Origin of the sequence: Microbacterium sp. LWH11-1.2, assembly GCF_038397745.1 — a bacterium.
In the GTDB taxonomy this organism is placed as follows: domain Bacteria; phylum Actinomycetota; class Actinomycetes; order Actinomycetales; family Microbacteriaceae; genus Microbacterium.
On sequence record NZ_CP151636.1, the window covers coordinates 1,894,424 to 1,909,150 of the forward strand.

16 protein-coding genes are annotated in these 14,727 nt (G+C 71.4%); 7 read left to right on the forward strand and 9 right to left on the reverse strand.

Features of this window, described 5'->3' with window-relative positions; translation table 11 throughout:
- Together MRBLWH11_RS09045 and MRBLWH11_RS09050 are read left to right on the forward strand one after the other, a co-directional pair.
- Positions 1-885 carry an ABC transporter permease gene (locus tag MRBLWH11_RS09045; RefSeq protein ID WP_341947628.1) on the forward strand — a complete coding sequence of 295 codons (885 nt, stop codon included), beginning with the start codon at positions 1-3 and terminating at the stop codon, positions 883-885.
- Entirely contained in the window at positions 882-2,444 is a 1,563-nt protein-coding gene (locus tag MRBLWH11_RS09050; protein ID WP_341947629.1) for an ABC transporter ATP-binding protein, read from the forward strand. The genes MRBLWH11_RS09045 and MRBLWH11_RS09050 overlap by 4 nt, the downstream gene beginning before the upstream one ends.
- A 42-nt stretch (positions 2,445-2,486) precedes the next feature.
- Here the strand turns inward: MRBLWH11_RS09050 and MRBLWH11_RS09055 are convergent, their stop codons facing one another.
- From MRBLWH11_RS09055 to MRBLWH11_RS09070, 4 genes are read right to left on the reverse strand one after another with little or no spacing between them, the layout of a single operon-like run.
- Positions 2,487-3,734, reverse strand: a complete 1,248-nt coding sequence (locus MRBLWH11_RS09055; protein WP_341947630.1) for a catalase — start codon at positions 3,732-3,734, stop codon at positions 2,487-2,489.
- Between the two features lie 4 nt (positions 3,735-3,738).
- A complete protein-coding gene (locus MRBLWH11_RS09060) occupies positions 3,739-4,128 on the reverse strand; it encodes a DUF427 domain-containing protein (RefSeq protein ID WP_341947631.1) in 390 nt (129 codons plus the stop codon).
- A complete protein-coding gene (locus MRBLWH11_RS09065) occupies positions 4,125-5,141 on the reverse strand; it encodes an EamA family transporter (protein ID WP_341947632.1) in 1,017 nt (338 codons plus the stop codon). Before MRBLWH11_RS09065 ends, MRBLWH11_RS09060 begins: the two co-directional genes overlap by 4 nt.
- Complete coding sequence (locus tag MRBLWH11_RS09070; RefSeq protein WP_341947633.1) at positions 5,138-5,959, reverse strand: DUF427 domain-containing protein; 822 nt, start codon at positions 5,957-5,959, stop codon at positions 5,138-5,140. Before MRBLWH11_RS09070 ends, MRBLWH11_RS09065 begins: the two co-directional genes overlap by 4 nt.
- Before the next feature lie 174 nt (positions 5,960-6,133).
- Between MRBLWH11_RS09070 and MRBLWH11_RS09075 the strand changes: the two genes are divergently transcribed.
- From MRBLWH11_RS09075 to MRBLWH11_RS09090, 4 genes are read left to right on the forward strand one after another with little or no spacing between them, the layout of a single operon-like run.
- The gene (locus tag MRBLWH11_RS09075) at positions 6,134-7,183 is read left to right on the forward strand and encodes an LLM class flavin-dependent oxidoreductase (RefSeq protein WP_341947634.1); all 1,050 of its coding nucleotides are present in this window, start codon (positions 6,134-6,136) and stop codon (positions 7,181-7,183) included.
- Positions 7,180-8,508, forward strand: a complete 1,329-nt coding sequence (locus MRBLWH11_RS09080) for an LLM class flavin-dependent oxidoreductase (RefSeq protein ID WP_341947635.1) — start codon at positions 7,180-7,182, stop codon at positions 8,506-8,508. Before MRBLWH11_RS09075 ends, MRBLWH11_RS09080 begins: the two co-directional genes overlap by 4 nt.
- The gene (locus MRBLWH11_RS09085; RefSeq protein WP_341947636.1) at positions 8,505-9,839 is read left to right on the forward strand and encodes an NtaA/DmoA family FMN-dependent monooxygenase; all 1,335 of its coding nucleotides are present in this window, start codon (positions 8,505-8,507) and stop codon (positions 9,837-9,839) included. Before MRBLWH11_RS09080 ends, MRBLWH11_RS09085 begins: the two co-directional genes overlap by 4 nt.
- Positions 9,840-9,873: 34 nt before the next feature.
- Positions 9,874-11,139, forward strand: a complete 1,266-nt coding sequence (locus MRBLWH11_RS09090) for a hypothetical protein (protein WP_341947637.1) — start codon at positions 9,874-9,876, stop codon at positions 11,137-11,139.
- Here the strand turns inward: MRBLWH11_RS09090 and MRBLWH11_RS09095 are convergent.
- The 5 genes from MRBLWH11_RS09095 to MRBLWH11_RS09115 all read right to left on the reverse strand — a co-directional run bounded on the left by MRBLWH11_RS09095 (position 11,026) and on the right by MRBLWH11_RS09115 (position 14,017).
- The gene (locus tag MRBLWH11_RS09095; RefSeq protein WP_341947638.1) at positions 11,026-11,514 is read right to left on the reverse strand and encodes a hypothetical protein; all 489 of its coding nucleotides are present in this window, start codon (positions 11,512-11,514) and stop codon (positions 11,026-11,028) included. The genes MRBLWH11_RS09090 and MRBLWH11_RS09095 overlap by 114 nt on opposite strands.
- Entirely contained in the window at positions 11,511-12,098 is a 588-nt protein-coding gene (locus tag MRBLWH11_RS09100; RefSeq protein WP_341947639.1) for a hypothetical protein, read from the reverse strand. The genes MRBLWH11_RS09095 and MRBLWH11_RS09100 overlap by 4 nt, the downstream gene beginning before the upstream one ends.
- Positions 12,095-12,772 (reverse strand): hypothetical protein, encoded by a 678-nt coding sequence (locus MRBLWH11_RS09105; RefSeq protein WP_341947640.1) that lies wholly within the window; start codon positions 12,770-12,772, stop codon positions 12,095-12,097. The genes MRBLWH11_RS09100 and MRBLWH11_RS09105 overlap by 4 nt, the downstream gene beginning before the upstream one ends.
- 43 nt (positions 12,773-12,815) lie before the next feature.
- Positions 12,816-13,073, reverse strand: coding sequence for a hypothetical protein (locus tag MRBLWH11_RS09110; RefSeq protein ID WP_341947641.1), 258 nt, complete (start codon positions 13,071-13,073; stop codon positions 12,816-12,818).
- Between the two features lie 86 nt (positions 13,074-13,159).
- Positions 13,160-14,017 carry an endo alpha-1,4 polygalactosaminidase gene (locus tag MRBLWH11_RS09115; protein WP_341947643.1) on the reverse strand — a complete coding sequence of 286 codons (858 nt, stop codon included), beginning with the start codon at positions 14,015-14,017 and terminating at the stop codon, positions 13,160-13,162.
- A 95-nt stretch (positions 14,018-14,112) separates the two neighbouring features.
- Between MRBLWH11_RS09115 and MRBLWH11_RS09120 the strand changes: the two genes are divergently transcribed.
- Entirely contained in the window at positions 14,113-14,679 is a 567-nt protein-coding gene (locus MRBLWH11_RS09120; RefSeq protein WP_116635544.1) for an NADPH-dependent FMN reductase, read from the forward strand.
- Positions 14,680-14,727 lie beyond the last annotated feature (48 nt).

The following is a 14,727-nucleotide window of genomic DNA, read 5'->3' on the forward strand; positions in this document are numbered from 1 at the left end:
ATGACCATCGCCGCATCGCGTCCGGATGCCGAGATCGCCGAGCTCGTGGTGACGCCGAAGGCGGGATCATCGCGACTCCGTCGCTGGCGCCTGCTCATCGCGCGACCGAGCTTCACGATCAGCGCCGTCATCGTGCTGTTCTGGGTCTTCGCCGCCGTCGGCTGGCGACTGCTCGGCCTGGACCCGTTCGGCGACACCGGCGAACGGCTCTCCCCGCCGAGCGCCGCGCACCTGTTCGGCACCGACCGGATCGGACGCGACGTGTTCGCGCGCGTGCTGGCGGGCGCGGAACCCGCTCTGCTGGTCGGACCGTTCGGCGCCGCCCTCGCCACCGCGCTGGGATCCACCCTCGGACTCATCGCCGGCTTCCGCCGCGGCTGGGTCGACCAGCTGTTCATGCGCGGCTTCGACATCTTCCTGACGCTGCCGACCCTGATCTTCCTGCTCGTCATCGTCGGCGCGTTCGGCGGGAGCCCTCTCACGATCATCATCGCCGTCGGCATCCTCTTCGCTCCCGGCATCGCCCGGATCGTGCGGGCGGCCGTGCTCGTCGAGATGGGCAAGCAGTACGTTCCGAGCGCACGCATCCAGGGCGAGAGCGCGGTCCGGCTGGTCTTCCGCGAGCTGCTGCCGAACGTGTGGCCCCAGATCCTCGTGCAGGCGACGCTGAGCATCGCCGGTGCGATCTTCATCTCGTCGTCGCTGTCGTTCCTCGGACTCGCCTCCGCGCCCCCGTCGCCGGACTGGGGGCTCGCGGTCAACGAGAACCGCACCTACCTGCAGGCCGCGTGGTGGACACTCGCGTTCCCCACGCTCGCGATCGCCTCGCTCGTGGTCTCCCTCAACCTGATCGCCGACAACTTCCGAGAGGTCTTCCGACGATGACTGAACCCCTGGTGAGCGTCCGCGGGCTGACCGTGGACTACGAGGTCGACGGTCAGCGGCACCGCGCGGTCGACGGCGTCGACTTCGACGTGGCACCCCACGGAGCGCTGGGGCTGGTCGGCGAGTCCGGCTCCGGGAAGAGCACGATCGCGTTCGCGCTGGCACGCTTCCTCCCCGCGGGAGCGGTGATCGCCGCGGATCGCCTCACGGTCGACGGCGTCGATGTGCTGAGCCTGGGCCCGCGCGCCCTGCGCGACTACCGGCGCACGCGGATCGGCTTCGTGTACCAGGAGCCGTCCCGGGCGCTGAACCCCACCCGCACGGTCGGCAGCCAGGTCGCCGAGACCTACCGACTGCAGGGGCTGCGGGCGGCGGACGCCCGGAAGGCGACCCTCGCGGCCTTCGACGACGTCGGTCTGCCCGACCCCGGGCAGCTCGTGCACCGCTTCCCGCACGAGCTCTCCGGAGGGCAGCAGCAGCGCGTCGTGATCGCGATGGCGCTCGCTGCGGACCCGCGGCTGCTGATCCTCGATGAGCCGACGACCGGCCTCGACAGTCGCGTCGAGGCCGAGGTGATCGCGCTCGTGGGCCGGCTCCGTCGCGAGCGCGGTTTCGCGACCCTGCTCATCAGCCATGACCTCCCGCTCGTCGCGAGCCATGCGGAGCGCATCGGCGTGCTCGAGCGCGGGAAGCTCGTCGAGTACGGCGAGGCGGGCGACGTGGTCGAGCGACCGCAGCATGCCTACTCGCGGCTGCTCGTCGACGCGGTCCCGCCTCTCGATGCGCCCTCACGACCGGGGGTCTCGTCGCACGCCGAGACCCTGCTCTCGGTGCGCGGGGGGACCAAGCGCTACGGCTCGGCCCTCGCGCTCGACGGCGTCGACCTCGACATCGGCCGCGGAGAGGTCCTCGGTCTGGTCGGCGAGTCCGGGAGCGGCAAGACGACGCTCGGCCGCGTGATCGCCGGCCTCGCTCGCGCGGAAGGGACCGTGACGCTCGAGAAGACGGATGCCGCGTCGAGGGTGCCCGTGCAGTTCGTGTTCCAGAGCCCCGACGCTTCGCTGAACCCGCGCCGGACGGTGCGCCAGACTCTCGCCCGCTCGATCCAGCTGCTGCACGGCGAGACCGATCCGGAGGAGCTCGCGCTGTCCACCGGCCTCCGGCCGGACGTGCTCGACAAGCTCCCCGACGAGCTCTCCGGCGGCCAGAAGCAGCGCGTCGCGATCGCCCGGGCGTTCGCGGGACGCAGCCCGCTCGTGATCTGCGACGAGCCGACCTCCGCACTGGACGTGAGCGTGCAGGCGAAGGTGCTCGACCTGCTCATCGAGCTGCAGGAGCGCACCGGCGTCTCGTACCTGTTCATCACGCACGATCTCGCGGTGGTGCGACGCATCGCCCACCGTGTCGCGGTGCTGCACCACGGCCGCATCGTCGAGACCGGCGCGGTCGACGACGTGCTCGGCGACCCCCGGCATCCCTACTCGGCATCCCTCGTGGATGCCGCTCGCAGCCTGCGCGGCGACACTGCGCGAAGCGTCCCGGAGATCGTCGCCGCGTGAGGCCCCGCTGACCGCGCGCGAATCGGGAGGCTCCGCGCGCGGTCAGCGAACGGCTTGCACCTGCGAGCGGATCTCCGCACCCTCCGCGGCATCGATGCGATCCCAGAAAAGCAGCGCGCGCTCGCGGATCGCCGGATCGACGATCTCGGCGAGCTGTGAGACCACGGTCGCGCGCAGCCGCTCGCGCCCCGCGTCGTCGAGCACCCGGCGCACGAGGTCGCCGGCCTGGCGGAAGTCGTCGTCGGGATCCCAGCTCCGGGCGCGTCGGGCGAGATCCTCGTCCCAACCGGCGTCGACCGGCGCGAACGGCACGGCCGCCCGCCTCGCGTATCCCTCTTTGACGCGGTGCTGGTGGAAGCGCCAATAGGCGTCGATGCGGGAGAGCAGCATCGGGTCGGGGCTCGGCCCGATCCCGGGCACGAAGCTCGAGGGCGCGAACGCGGCCTGCTCGATCTCGGCCAGCTCGTCGTCGGGGTTGCGATCGAGCACGAGCGTCCCGACCTCGATCAGCGGGTACTCGGCCCGGGGCCAGACCTTCGTCAGGTCGAAGGCGTTGAACGCGTCGGTGCGCGCATCCTCGTAGGGCATCACCTGCACCGACACCGTCCAGGACGGATTCTCGCCGCGGTCGATCGCCGCGCGCAGATCGGCGCGCTGGTGGTCGACCTCGGTGTCGGCGATCGCGTCGGCCTGCTCGTCGGTCAGGTACGCGATGCCCTGATCCGTGCGCAGATGGTACTTGACCCAGAAGCGCTCGCCTGCAGCGTTCACCCACTGATAGGTGTGCGAGCCGAAGCCGTCCTGGTGTCGCCAGGAGCGGGGGATGCCGCGGTCGCTCAGCAGCCAGGCGACCTGATGCGCCGTCTCGGGGTGGGTCGTCCAGAAGTCCCACAGCCGGTCGTAGTCGAAGACCGTCCCGTCGCGGTACATCTTGTGCGCCACGACGAGCGAGGCGAACGTGGCCTCGTCGCGGAGGAAGAACACGGGGGAGTTGTTGCCGACCAGGTCGTACTCGCCGTCGTCGGTGAGGAACTTCACGGCGAAGCCCCGCAGGTCCCGCCATGCCTCCCGGCTGCCGCGGAACCCCACCGTGGCGGAGAACCGCACGACCACGTCGACACGGGTGTCGGGCTGGAACAGAGATGCGGCGGTGAAGGCGCTCACATCCCCGGTCGTCTGGAAGAAGCCGAGGCCGCCGCCGCCCTTCGAGTGCCGGATGCGCACGGGGACCGGGCCGGGATCGGCGGCCGGATGGTCGGCACGTCGCGGCGCGGTCCCCGTGCTGGTCATCGCGTCACGCCCGCTCGCCGACGGCGCGGATGTCGAGCGAGTCGTAGAACGCGATGTGCCCGGCGATGGGCGCGAACGCGCTGATCGGCTCCGGGTACGACCACGCCGCGGGGGCGTCGTCGTCGGTGCCGGTCAGGGTCCAGTACTCACTCGCCACACCCTTGAACGGGCAGAACGTGGTGCCCTCGATCGCGCGCAGCTGCGCGAGGTCGACATCGGCGCGCGGGAAGTACAGTCGCGTCGGCACATCGACCTCGTGCAACTCGATCGCGCGGGCGCTCGAGGCGATGCGCCGGTCGCCGCTCCACACCTCCACGACGCCCTCATGGCGTTCGAGGTGCACCAGGCCGTCCGTGGCGATTCCGGGTGCATCCAGGACTCCGGCATCTGTCATGTCACTGCTCCTTCTCTCTGGGGTGCTGCTTCTCCGCGGGGATCCGCGAAGCCGACGGGCATCCGCTCGCTCACCGCGCGCCCCGGTCGGACCGATGGCGCGGGCAGGGCGGCGAGCAGGATGCCGAGGAAGGCGAGCGTGCCGCCCACGACCTTGATCGGCTCGGGAGGCTCGCCGAGCGCGACGGCGAACGCATAGCCGAGCGCGGGGACGGCCCCGGTGGCGGTGCCCGCGACGGCGGATGGCACGCGCTCGGCGCCGTAGTTGTAGAGCGCCATGGTGGGGCCGGTTACGATGAGCGACAGGAACAGGATGCTGACCCATCCCGGGCCGTCGGAGGGCCAGGCCGCCGAGCCGTTCGCCACCTCCCACGCGAACCACGGCAGCAGGAGCAGCGCGCCCCAGATCGCCGTCGCGGTCGCGAGCACGACGGCATCCGTCGGCGGTTCCGCCGGGGTGGGCGTGCGGTCGGATGCCGGCACGCCGGATCTCCGCAGCAGCACCGTGTAGAGCGCGTAGGAGGCGAGGCCCAGCACGAGCAGCAGGGCGCCGGGGCCGAACTCGACGGCGCCGGCCGACGCGACGACGATGCCGGCTGTGGTGATCGCGAGCCCCGCGAGCACCCGAGCGGTGATCCTCTCTCGGATCAGCCACCAGGCGATCAGCGCGGTCAGCACGGGGAGGGACGCCGACATCAGCGAAGCCGTGCCGGCGGTGGAGAGGACGAGCCCGAGGTTGCTCGGCAGGTAGAACAGGGCGACGCCGGTGAGAGCGAGCACCACGGTCGCCGGTCGGCGCAGCGCGCGCGTGACGGCAGGGAGTCCGAGCCGGGGGCGGAGGAGGATGACCAGTCCGAGCATGAGGGGGACGGCGAGCACGAGCCGCAGTTCCGAGAGCACGGCGGGAGAGGCGGTGACCAGCACGATCGCGCTCAACCCGTAGGTCGTCGACCACAGCACGACCGAGACGACAACGGCGACGACCGGCACCCACGGACGCGCTGCGGCGGTCACGGCCGACCCGCGCGACGGCCGGCGACCGCGACGCCGTCGACGGTGATGTCGAGCCGTTCCGAGTAGAAGGCGATGCGGCCGTCGATCGGCGCGATGACCGGAAGCGGAGCCGGGTACGACCACGCGATCTCACGGTCGGGGCGGTCGGCGGTGGCCCAGTACCTGCTCGCCTCGCCCTTGTACGGGCACTCGCTCCAGCCGTCGATCTCCGTCAGCGCGGACAAGTCGACGTCCTCGGCCGGCAGATAGTAGCGGGCCGGGAGCCCGGTCTCGTAGACGATGACCGGATGCCGCGAATCGGCGAGCACGCGGTCGCCGTCACGGACCACCACGTGCCGCGTGGAGGACAGCGCGTCGACGCGGTTGCGCGGGTCGCGCGGATGCGCGAACACGCGGTCCTCCTCCTCGGTCCATCGATCCAGCACGCCCGGGAACCAGGTGACGGCGAGGAAGCCGTCGAGCTCGTCGACGTCCCAGGTCCATGCGGCCGACGGAATACGTCGGCCGCTCACGACGAGGTCGAACCAGCGCCGGGCGGGCAGACGCGGTCGGTAGTACGCGGCGGCGGGCGGCTCTCCGGGGACGAGCAGGTCGGTGCGGACGTCGGCGAGCGGGAACCCGTACTCGGGCACCTTGGCGTCGGGTTCCCAGACGAGGATCGGGCGACGGGAGTCGACGACGGCGAGCTCACCGACCCAGCCGCGCAGCCATCTCTCGCTCGGCTCCCAGCGCCAGGTCGGCGCCGTGAGCGGAACGCGCCGCACCAGCCGAGCGCTCTCGCGCGGTGCCAGGGCGAGCGTCGCAGCGGTCTCCGACATCGGTCCTCCTCGGGTGACGACAGACCCGTCTCCGGGCAGACCCATCCAAGAGCAGAACGTGCTCCTGCGCCCCGCCGGTTGCCGCCCGTGACATCACATGACTCCGGATGACGCGCGCTGACGTCTCGTGACCGCGCTCTCCGCGCCCGACGCACGGAGCTCTAGCGTGGCGCCATGTCTTCCCCTGCCGCGTCTTCTTCCGTCGCGCCCGTCGGCGCATCCGCCCCGCTCCGTATCGGACTGTTCGCCCACCTGGCCGATCATCGCGGCGCGGTCGAGCAGACCTACCTCGATCATCTCGACCTGTTCGTGCATGCGGAGGCCCTCGGCGTGGACTCGGCCTGGGTGCGGCAGTTCCATCTGGCCAAGCCGGATGCCGGTCGGCTCGGCGGCCTGCCGTCGCCGTTCGTCTTCCTCGGGGTGCTCGCCGCGCAGACGAGCCGGCTGCGTCTCGGCACGGCGGCGATCACCCTTCCGCTCGAACAGGAGCTGCGCGTGGCGGAGGACGCTGCCGTGCTCGACGCCCTCAGCGGCGGACGTGTGGAGCTCGGACTCGCGAACGGCGGCCAGCCGCAGACCGCGGCGGCGTTCGGCGTCACACCGATCGACGATCGGGAGAAGAGCAGGAGGGCGTACCTCGGGTCGGTCGACAGGCTCACGGCCGCGCTGCGCGGGCACCCGGTCACGGTCGACGGGGAGGTGCTCTCGCCGGCCCGTCCGGGACTCGCGGATCGCGTGTGGCACGCGACCCTCACGGAGCGCAGCGCGTTCGAGACAGGGCGGCGCGGCGAAGGCGTGCTGATCGGCACGACGCAGGTGGTGCCGGCGGAGGTCTCGGCCGCGGCGTACCATCAGGGCCTCGCCGACGGAGCGACTCCTCGACTGGGGTTGTCGACCTGGATCTTCCCCGGCCGCAGCCGAGAAGAGGCGCTCGCTCGCGCCGAGGACGGACTCCGCGCCAAGTGGGAGTGGGCGAGGGACTTCCTTCCGGAAGCCCACTCCACGGCGCAGATCGCCGACCGTCTCACCCTGCACTACGGGACGGCGGACGACATCGCCGCGTCGATAGCGCGGCATCCGGCCTTCGCGTACACGACGCACGTGCAGCTGCAGCTCGACGGACTGTACCGCGACCTCGAGGAGCAGAAGGACGCGCTGGAGCTCTTCACGACCGAGGTCGCCCCCGCGCTCTCCGGTGCCACCCGTGCGGCGGTGGCGGCATGAGCCGCGCGCCGCTCGTCTTCGCCGCCGGCGTGTTCTATCCGGGTGGTGAGCACATCACCGGATGGCGCTCGCCGGGGGCCGAGCCGGACTCCTATCTCGGCCTCGACTACTGGACGCGCTTCGCGCAGACGGCGGAGGACGGGCGCTTCGCCACGCTGTTCCTGGCCGATGAGCTGTACGTCTGGGACCGCTTCCGCTCCGGCATCGAGCACGGCACCAACGTGCGCCTCGAGCCCTTCACGCTCCTCAGCGCGCTCTCGCAGCGCACGAAGAACATCGGTCTCGCGGCGACCGTGTCGACCACGTACAACGAGCCGTACCACGTGGCCCGCAAGCTCGCCTCGCTCGACCACCTCAGCGGCGGACGCGCGGCCTGGAACCTCGTCACGAGCGCGAGCGACGAGGAGGCCCGCAACTTCGGGCGCGACGCCCACCTCGAGCACGGCATCCGCTATGCCCGCGGCGAGGAGTTCGTCGATGTCGTGAACGGCCTCTGGGACGGATGGGACGACGACGCCTTCCTGTTCGACAAGGCTTCCGGACGCTACGCTGACCGGGCCAAGCTGCACGTCCTGCAGCACCGCGGCGAGCACTTCTCGGTGCGCGGACCGCTCAACATCCCGCGACCGGTGCAGGGGCATCCGCCGCTCTTCCAGGCCGGAGCATCGGAAGCAGGCCGTGCACTGGCGGGGAAGACCGCGGATGCCGTCTTCACGCTCGGCGGCGGATCGCTCGCCTCCGGGCAGGGGCTGTACGACGACTACCGGCGACGAGCGGTCGCCGCCGGACGCGAGGCGGACGACCTCAAGGTGCTGCCGTGGTTCTCGCCCATCATCGGCGACAGTCCCGCCGAGGCCGAGGAGAGGTTCCGCGAGCTCGCCGAGCTCACACCCGAACGCGTGCAGGTCGACCTGCTCGGGCACTACCTGGGCGTGGACCTCGGGGAACGCGACGTGGACGAGCCGTTCACATTCGACTTCGACGTCGAGAGCTTCAACCAGTCGAAGTCGGGATACCAGGCGATCGCCGACCTGCTCGCCCAGCGCCCCTACACGCTGCGCGAACTCGCCTGGGACGTGCTGCGGAAGCGGTTCACGGTCGGCACCCCCGACACGCTCGCCGCGCACCTCATCGAGCGCTACGAGCAGCGCGCCGCCGACGGCTTCATCCTGATGGCGCCGACCCTGCCCGACACCCTCGACCGCTTCGTCGAGCACATCGTGCCGCGGCTCACCGACCACGGCATCTACCCGAGCGAGTACGCGGGCAGCACGCTGCGGGAGAACCTCGGACTCGAGCGACCCGCCGGAAGGTACGCCGCATGACCCGTCGACTGCTCCTCGGAGCCTTCCTGTTCCACCCCGGCGGATCGCATGTCTCGGGCTGGCGCCACGAGACGGCGGAGCCGCATCGGCACGTCGACATCGACTACTACGCTGAGTTCGCGGAGACCGCCGAGCGGGGCGTGTTCGACACGATCTTCCTCGCGGACGGCCTGTACTTCTGGGACCGCTTCCCCTCGGGCGTCGACCATTACGGACAGACCCGGCTGGAGCCGCTGACCCTGCTGTCGGCGCTCGCCGCGCGCACCAGCCGCATCGGCCTCGCCGCCACCGTGTCGACCAGCTACAACGAGCCGTATCACGCGGCACGGGCGATCGCCTCGCTCGACCACATCAGCGAAGGCCGCGCGGCCTGGAACCTCGTCACGTCCCGCTACCCCGAGGAGGCGCGCAACTTCGGCGGCGACGCGCACCTCGATCATGCCCTGCGCTACGAGCGGGGTGCCGAGTTCGTCGACGTCGTGCAGCAGCTCTGGGACAGCTGGGCCGACGACGCGATCCTGGCCGACCGGGCGAGCGGGCTGTTCGCCGACCCCGACAGGCTGCAGACGGCCGAGCACCGCGGCGCGCATTTCGCGGTGCGCGGCCCGCTCAACGTGAGCCGTCCGCCGCAGGGGTACCCCGTCCTGTTCCAGGCGGGGGGATCGGAGGCAGGGCAGGAGCTCGCCGCGGCCACAGCGGATGCCGTCTTCGCCCGCTCCCTGCCCCTCGCCGAGGCGCAGCGCTTCTACGCGGGGCTCAAGGCACGCGTCGTCGCGCACGGTCGGGATGCCGACGACCTCGCGATCCTGCCACAGCTGCGACCGGTCGTCGCGGAGACCGGGGAGGAGGCTCGCGCGATCGCCGACGGCCTCCTCGCCTCGACGCCCGACGCGATCGTCGTCGAGGACGTGGCGCACTCCATCGGGCAGGCGCTGCCCGATGATCCGGATGCCGTGATCGCCGTCGCCCGCGACACCGACAGCGACATCGCGAACGAGTCGAAGTCGCCGAACCGCGAGCTGGCCCGCCTGCAGTCGGGGGAGCGACTCACGCCCCGTCAGCTCTACGCGGAGTCGTTCTGGGAATCGGTCACGGTCGGAAGCGCCCGCGAGATCGCGGACGACGTGCAGGAGCGCTTCGAGAACGGCGCGGCCGACGGCTTCGTCGTGCAGGCCCTCACGCAGCCGCAGGGGTTCCGCGACTTCGTCGACCTCGTCGTGCCGGAGCTGCAGCGCCGCGGGCTCACGCGCACCGCATACGAGGAGAGCACCCTGCGCGAGCGCCTGGGTCTCGCGCGCCCCGCCCGCCGTGCGGCGGAGACGGTGGGCTGAATCGCGGGCGATGCCGACCCGATACGGTGGGGGCATGCTCCAGGCCCTCCGCACCTTCGGGCGCATCCTCGCGCGGCATTGGCCGGCGCTCGTGGCCTGGTATCTCGGCGGCGAGGCGGTGCACCAGCTGCTCGTGCAGCTGGCCGGATTCGTCGGCGGCCTGACCACGCTCGGCGGTCTGCTCCTGCTCCCGCTCGCGGTCGCGGCGCGACTCATCTCCTACGTCGCGATGTACCTCACGGTGCAGCCCTCGCTGCCGCATGCCGCTCCCGAGGGGGAGCCGGGACCGCGACGTTTCGCCCAGGCCATCCTCACGGCGATCCTGCCGTTCTTCGCGTTCTCGGCGGCCTGGGGTCTGCTCGACGCCGACCTCATCGAGTTCTTCCGGATCGCCAGCAGCATCGCTCTGCGCGATGCCGGATACGACCTCGACCAGCTCGGCGACCGCGGTGGGCTCGTCGCCATCGGAGTGCTGCCGGTCGCGGTGCTCGTGATCGCGCTCGCCGTCCGTGTCGTCCTCGCCCGATTCGGCGCCCGGCTGCCCTCGTGGACGCTCGTCGTCGCGGCGTACGCCGAGGTGCTCTGGACCTTCATGCTGTTCACGCTCGTGGGGCAGTGGTGGGCGAACACGAAGGAGTGGCTGGCCGAGCGGGCTGCGGCCGTCTGGCTCGACGGAGTCGGCGACTGGTTCGCCGCGAACCTGGTCCCCGTCGCCGCGCTGTGGGAGGGTGCGCTCTGGCTCGTCGGCTTCCTGGTCGCGGCCGTCTTCGTTCCCGCTGCCTGGCTGACCATCGCCGGTGTCACCTACGGCACCGCGTTCGATGAGACGCCGCCCGTGCTGCGTCGCTTCGCGGGCGCGTCGAACGGGACGGTGTCGCGCCTCGTCACGATCGTCACCCGCCGCTTCGAGGAGCTGTGGGCCGCGGTCGCCCTGATCTGGCGGGGCGGACCGGTCGTCTTCGGATGCCTGGCGGTCGCCTACGCGGTGTGGGCCTGGGCGACGCAGGTCGGCTCCCGGGCCGTGCTCGGCATCTTCGGAGGACAGGAGACGTCGTTCTGGGCGGCCTTCCTCCCGCTCCTGCTCGTGGCCGTCGGAGTGATCGCCGAGCCGCTCCGCGTCGCGATCGTGGCCACCGCCTTCGATGCGGTCATCGGACGTCCTGAGGCCGAGATGGGGACGCGGGACTCAGAGCTCGACGGGGAACCGGGCGATCTCGCCGTCGCCGGGGACCTCGAGCACGAACGGGCCGTCGGCGTCGTCGGGAAGCAGGAAGACGGCGAGCAGGGCGTAGGGCCCTGACGCCTCCTGGCAGTACGACTCTCCGGCGTCGAAGGGCACGTCCAGCACGGAGCGCGCGTTGCTCCAGACGCGGTCGCCCTCTGCCTCGGCGAGGGTGAACAGCCCGCAGGTCGTCGCCTGCGAACCGCCACCCGACTCGATCCGGATGCTGAGGGTGCGGGATCCCTCCGGAGCCTCGAACTCGCCCCAGCGGGCGGACTCGACGGAGAGCGTCTGTCCGGCGATCTCGGCGGAGCCGGCTTCTGCCTCGACCGTCGACGGGTCGCCGGTCGACGCGGGCAGCACGTCGAGCCACACGTGCACGGCGACGACAGCCGCGGCCGCCACGATCAGCGCCGTGAGGGCGACCCGCTGCCTGCGCCACCACGACGTCATGGCGTCCCCAGACGCGGGGCTTCGATCTCGACGCTCGGCGCCGTCGACGCCCGGTCGAGGTCGACCCGGAAGGCGATCACGTCATCGAGCTCCGGCGTCGGATAGCGCCCGCTGAGCCGCAGCTCGCCGACGCCCGAGCGCAGGTCGTCGGGCAGTTCGAACGCCAGCATCCCCACCGTGTCCGTCCCTACGCGCAGATCCGTGGCGACGAGGGTCGCCGGCGGCCGTTCGCTCGCCTGGAACACCCGCCCGTCGATCAGCAGACTGGCCACGCCGATCGCGGCATCGACCTCGGTCGTCGGAGCGGAGACGGCGAGCTCGACGACGAGCCAGTTCCCCTCGGCCTCCCATTCCTCATCCGTCATCGTCACGTGCTCGGTGCGGGTGACGTCGACCACGACGACGGCGAGCGTGCGAGCCGTTGCCGGGCCGCCGTCGGCGGCACCGCGCACGACGAACGGATCGAGTAGTGCCTGCTCGGGCGGAGTGGCGGCTGTCACGACGCCGGCCACGAGGACGAGGACGGCACCGATGACCCAGGGGAGAGCACGACCCGACGCCCGGCCCTTCGCGACGCGCTTCACGGAGCAGCCGCCAACTCGATCTGCGCGCTGAGCGCGGCCCGCCGCCAGTTGATCGTGGAGGCTGCGAGAATGACCTGACCGGCCTGCTCCGTCGCGTCGTGGACGTCGAGCCGGGCCGTTCCGTCGGCGAGGGCGCGCACGGTGGCGTCGTCGTCGGCGACCGGCCACGCGATCGTCACCTCGGCGGGGACGCCCGGCTGCAGGATGACGGCGCGGGGCGAGCCGTCCGCGCGCCACGAGCGCGCCGTGCCGGTCACGACGACGCCGGAGATCTCGAGCATCGGCTCGCGCCCGACGATCATCCGCGAATCGACGCGGTCGGCCGAGCGCTCGACGCCGACCGCCCGGTCGGAGAGGTTCTCCAGCCGCACCGTCACCACGAGCAGCGTCTCGCCGGGTTCCGCCTCCAGGAACTGGCTCTCGACGGCGTCGGTGAGCTCCGCGTCGAGCACGGAGACGGTGTACAGCGAGGTGCGCGCGCCGTCGCCGGCGGAGACCTGAGCCGGCGTCCGGGATGCCGGGGCGAGGCCGCCGAAGCCGATGACCCCGGCGAGCAGGGCGACGATCGCGGCGGCGGCGATCCAGAACGGCAGCGCGGAGCGGCTCACGACCGTGCGCGCCGCGCCGGCAGCGGCAGCCCGCGCACCGGCCGCCACCCCCTGCGTCCTCGTCACGACGTCAGCCTAGCGAGGGCTTCGCCCCGACTGTCGTCCGGTGTCAGTCCTCGTCGACGACGCTCATGTCGGGATCCGTGTTCGTCCGGGTGTCCAGCAGCTCGGGCCCGGCATCGTCCGCCGCGGGATCGTCGGTGCCGGAGCCGTCTCGATGGGCACCGCCGTACTGCACGGCATCGGGAGCGGCGGGGTCGTCATGGGTGGCCGGGTCGTCGGCCGTGAAGACCTTCTCGCCGTCCGGCGCGGCTGCGGCGGCGTCGAAGGGGCTGTGGTCCTCGGGGTAGCTGCGGGGGTCGCTCATGAGGGATCCTCTCTGGTCGGACCACCAGGATCGCGGTTCCGTCGCGATCCGGCTCTCCCGTTGACAGGCACGCGATCGTCTGGGTGTCAGTCCGGGCAGGTCTCGAACACGTGGCCCTCGTCCGCAGGGGTGAGCAGGTCGCGGTCGCGCAGCACCATCGACGCGGGGGAATCCTCGTCGGCGCACATCTCGGCGAACGTCCGCGGCAGCTCGTCGGAGTACTCGACGTCGATCACGGCATCCCCGTAGACCGCGGTGTACGCGCGACATTCCTCGTAGGCCGCGCATTCCTCCGCGACGGCGAAGTCGAATCCCGCCTGCTCGTGCAGTGCGGCGGCATCCTCGGCGGAGTTCTTCTGCCCCGCGGCGAGACCGGCGCGGTGCGCGGCGTCGACGAGAACAGCGGCGAGCGCCAGGTTGTCCTCGAGGGATAGCGCCTCGTCCGAGCGCGTGTAGGTGTCGAGATTGTCGAACTCGACCGCGTCGAATCCGGCATCCGCGCAGCCGTCGATCCAGGGGACGACCTGTGCGGCGATGCGCTCACGATTCTCCGGGGTCGCCGTGTCGAGCAGCGCCTCATCCGGCCAGTCCGGGTCGAACACGACGTCGCCGTCGCGGTGCAGCAGCAGATCGGCATCCCAGGCGTCGAGCTCGCCGGGCTGGGTCTGGAAGCCGTTCACGTAGCAGACCGAGTAGATGCCGGGAGCGGGATCGGCTGCGCGGTCGCGCCCGACGACGGCGACCTCTGCGGCGGGCGCGTAGGCGCCGCCGAGCTGATAGTCGACCACGGCTCCCGCGGGAGGGAGCGACCAGTCGGTGGGCGGAGCGGATGCCGCGGGGGCGCCGGTCGCGGCGGTGCAGCCCGTGAGTCCGAGCAGGATGCCGACCGCCAGCGCGGCCAGCGCGGCCCGCGGCGTCCGGGCGGAGGAGGGGCGACGGAGCACTCCAGAAACCTACCCCGCCGATCGGGAATTCTCCGAGGGGAGGCGTCGTTGGCGTTATATGCAATTGCATGGACCTTGGAAAGGACCTCTTCGGTATGACCATCTACAACGTCGGCTTCCTCGTCGGCAGCATCTCCTCGACCTCGATCAACCGCCGGCTCTCGCGCGCCCTGGTGAAGCTCGCGCCGCAGGCCGATCTGACGCTCACCGAGATCCCGATCGCCGACCTCCCGTTCTACTCCGCGGATCACGATGCCGCGATCCCGGCCGAGGCGGCCGAGTTCAAGAAGGGCATCGAGGCGTCCGACGCGATCATCCTCGTGACGCCGGAGTACAACCGGTCGGTCCCCGGTGTGCTGAAGAACGCGCTCGACACCGCGAGCCGTCCGTGGGGTCAGAACAGCTTCGCCGGCAAGCCGTCCGCCGTCATCGGAGGCTCGATCGGACCGATCGGCACGGCCGTCGCCCAGCAGCAGCTGCGCTCGATCCTGTCGTTCCTCGCCTCGCCCGAGCTCGCGCAGCCCGAGGCGTACATCCACATGCGCGACGGACTGTTCACGGAGGACGGCGAGGTCACCGATGACTCGACCGTCGAGTTCCTCGTCTCCTGGCTGAAGGCCGTGCACACGCACATCGCGAAGACGCTCAGCCCCGTCACCTGACGCGGTCAGCTCGCGGTCGCTGTCCCGATCAGCGGTCGCTGTCCCGTT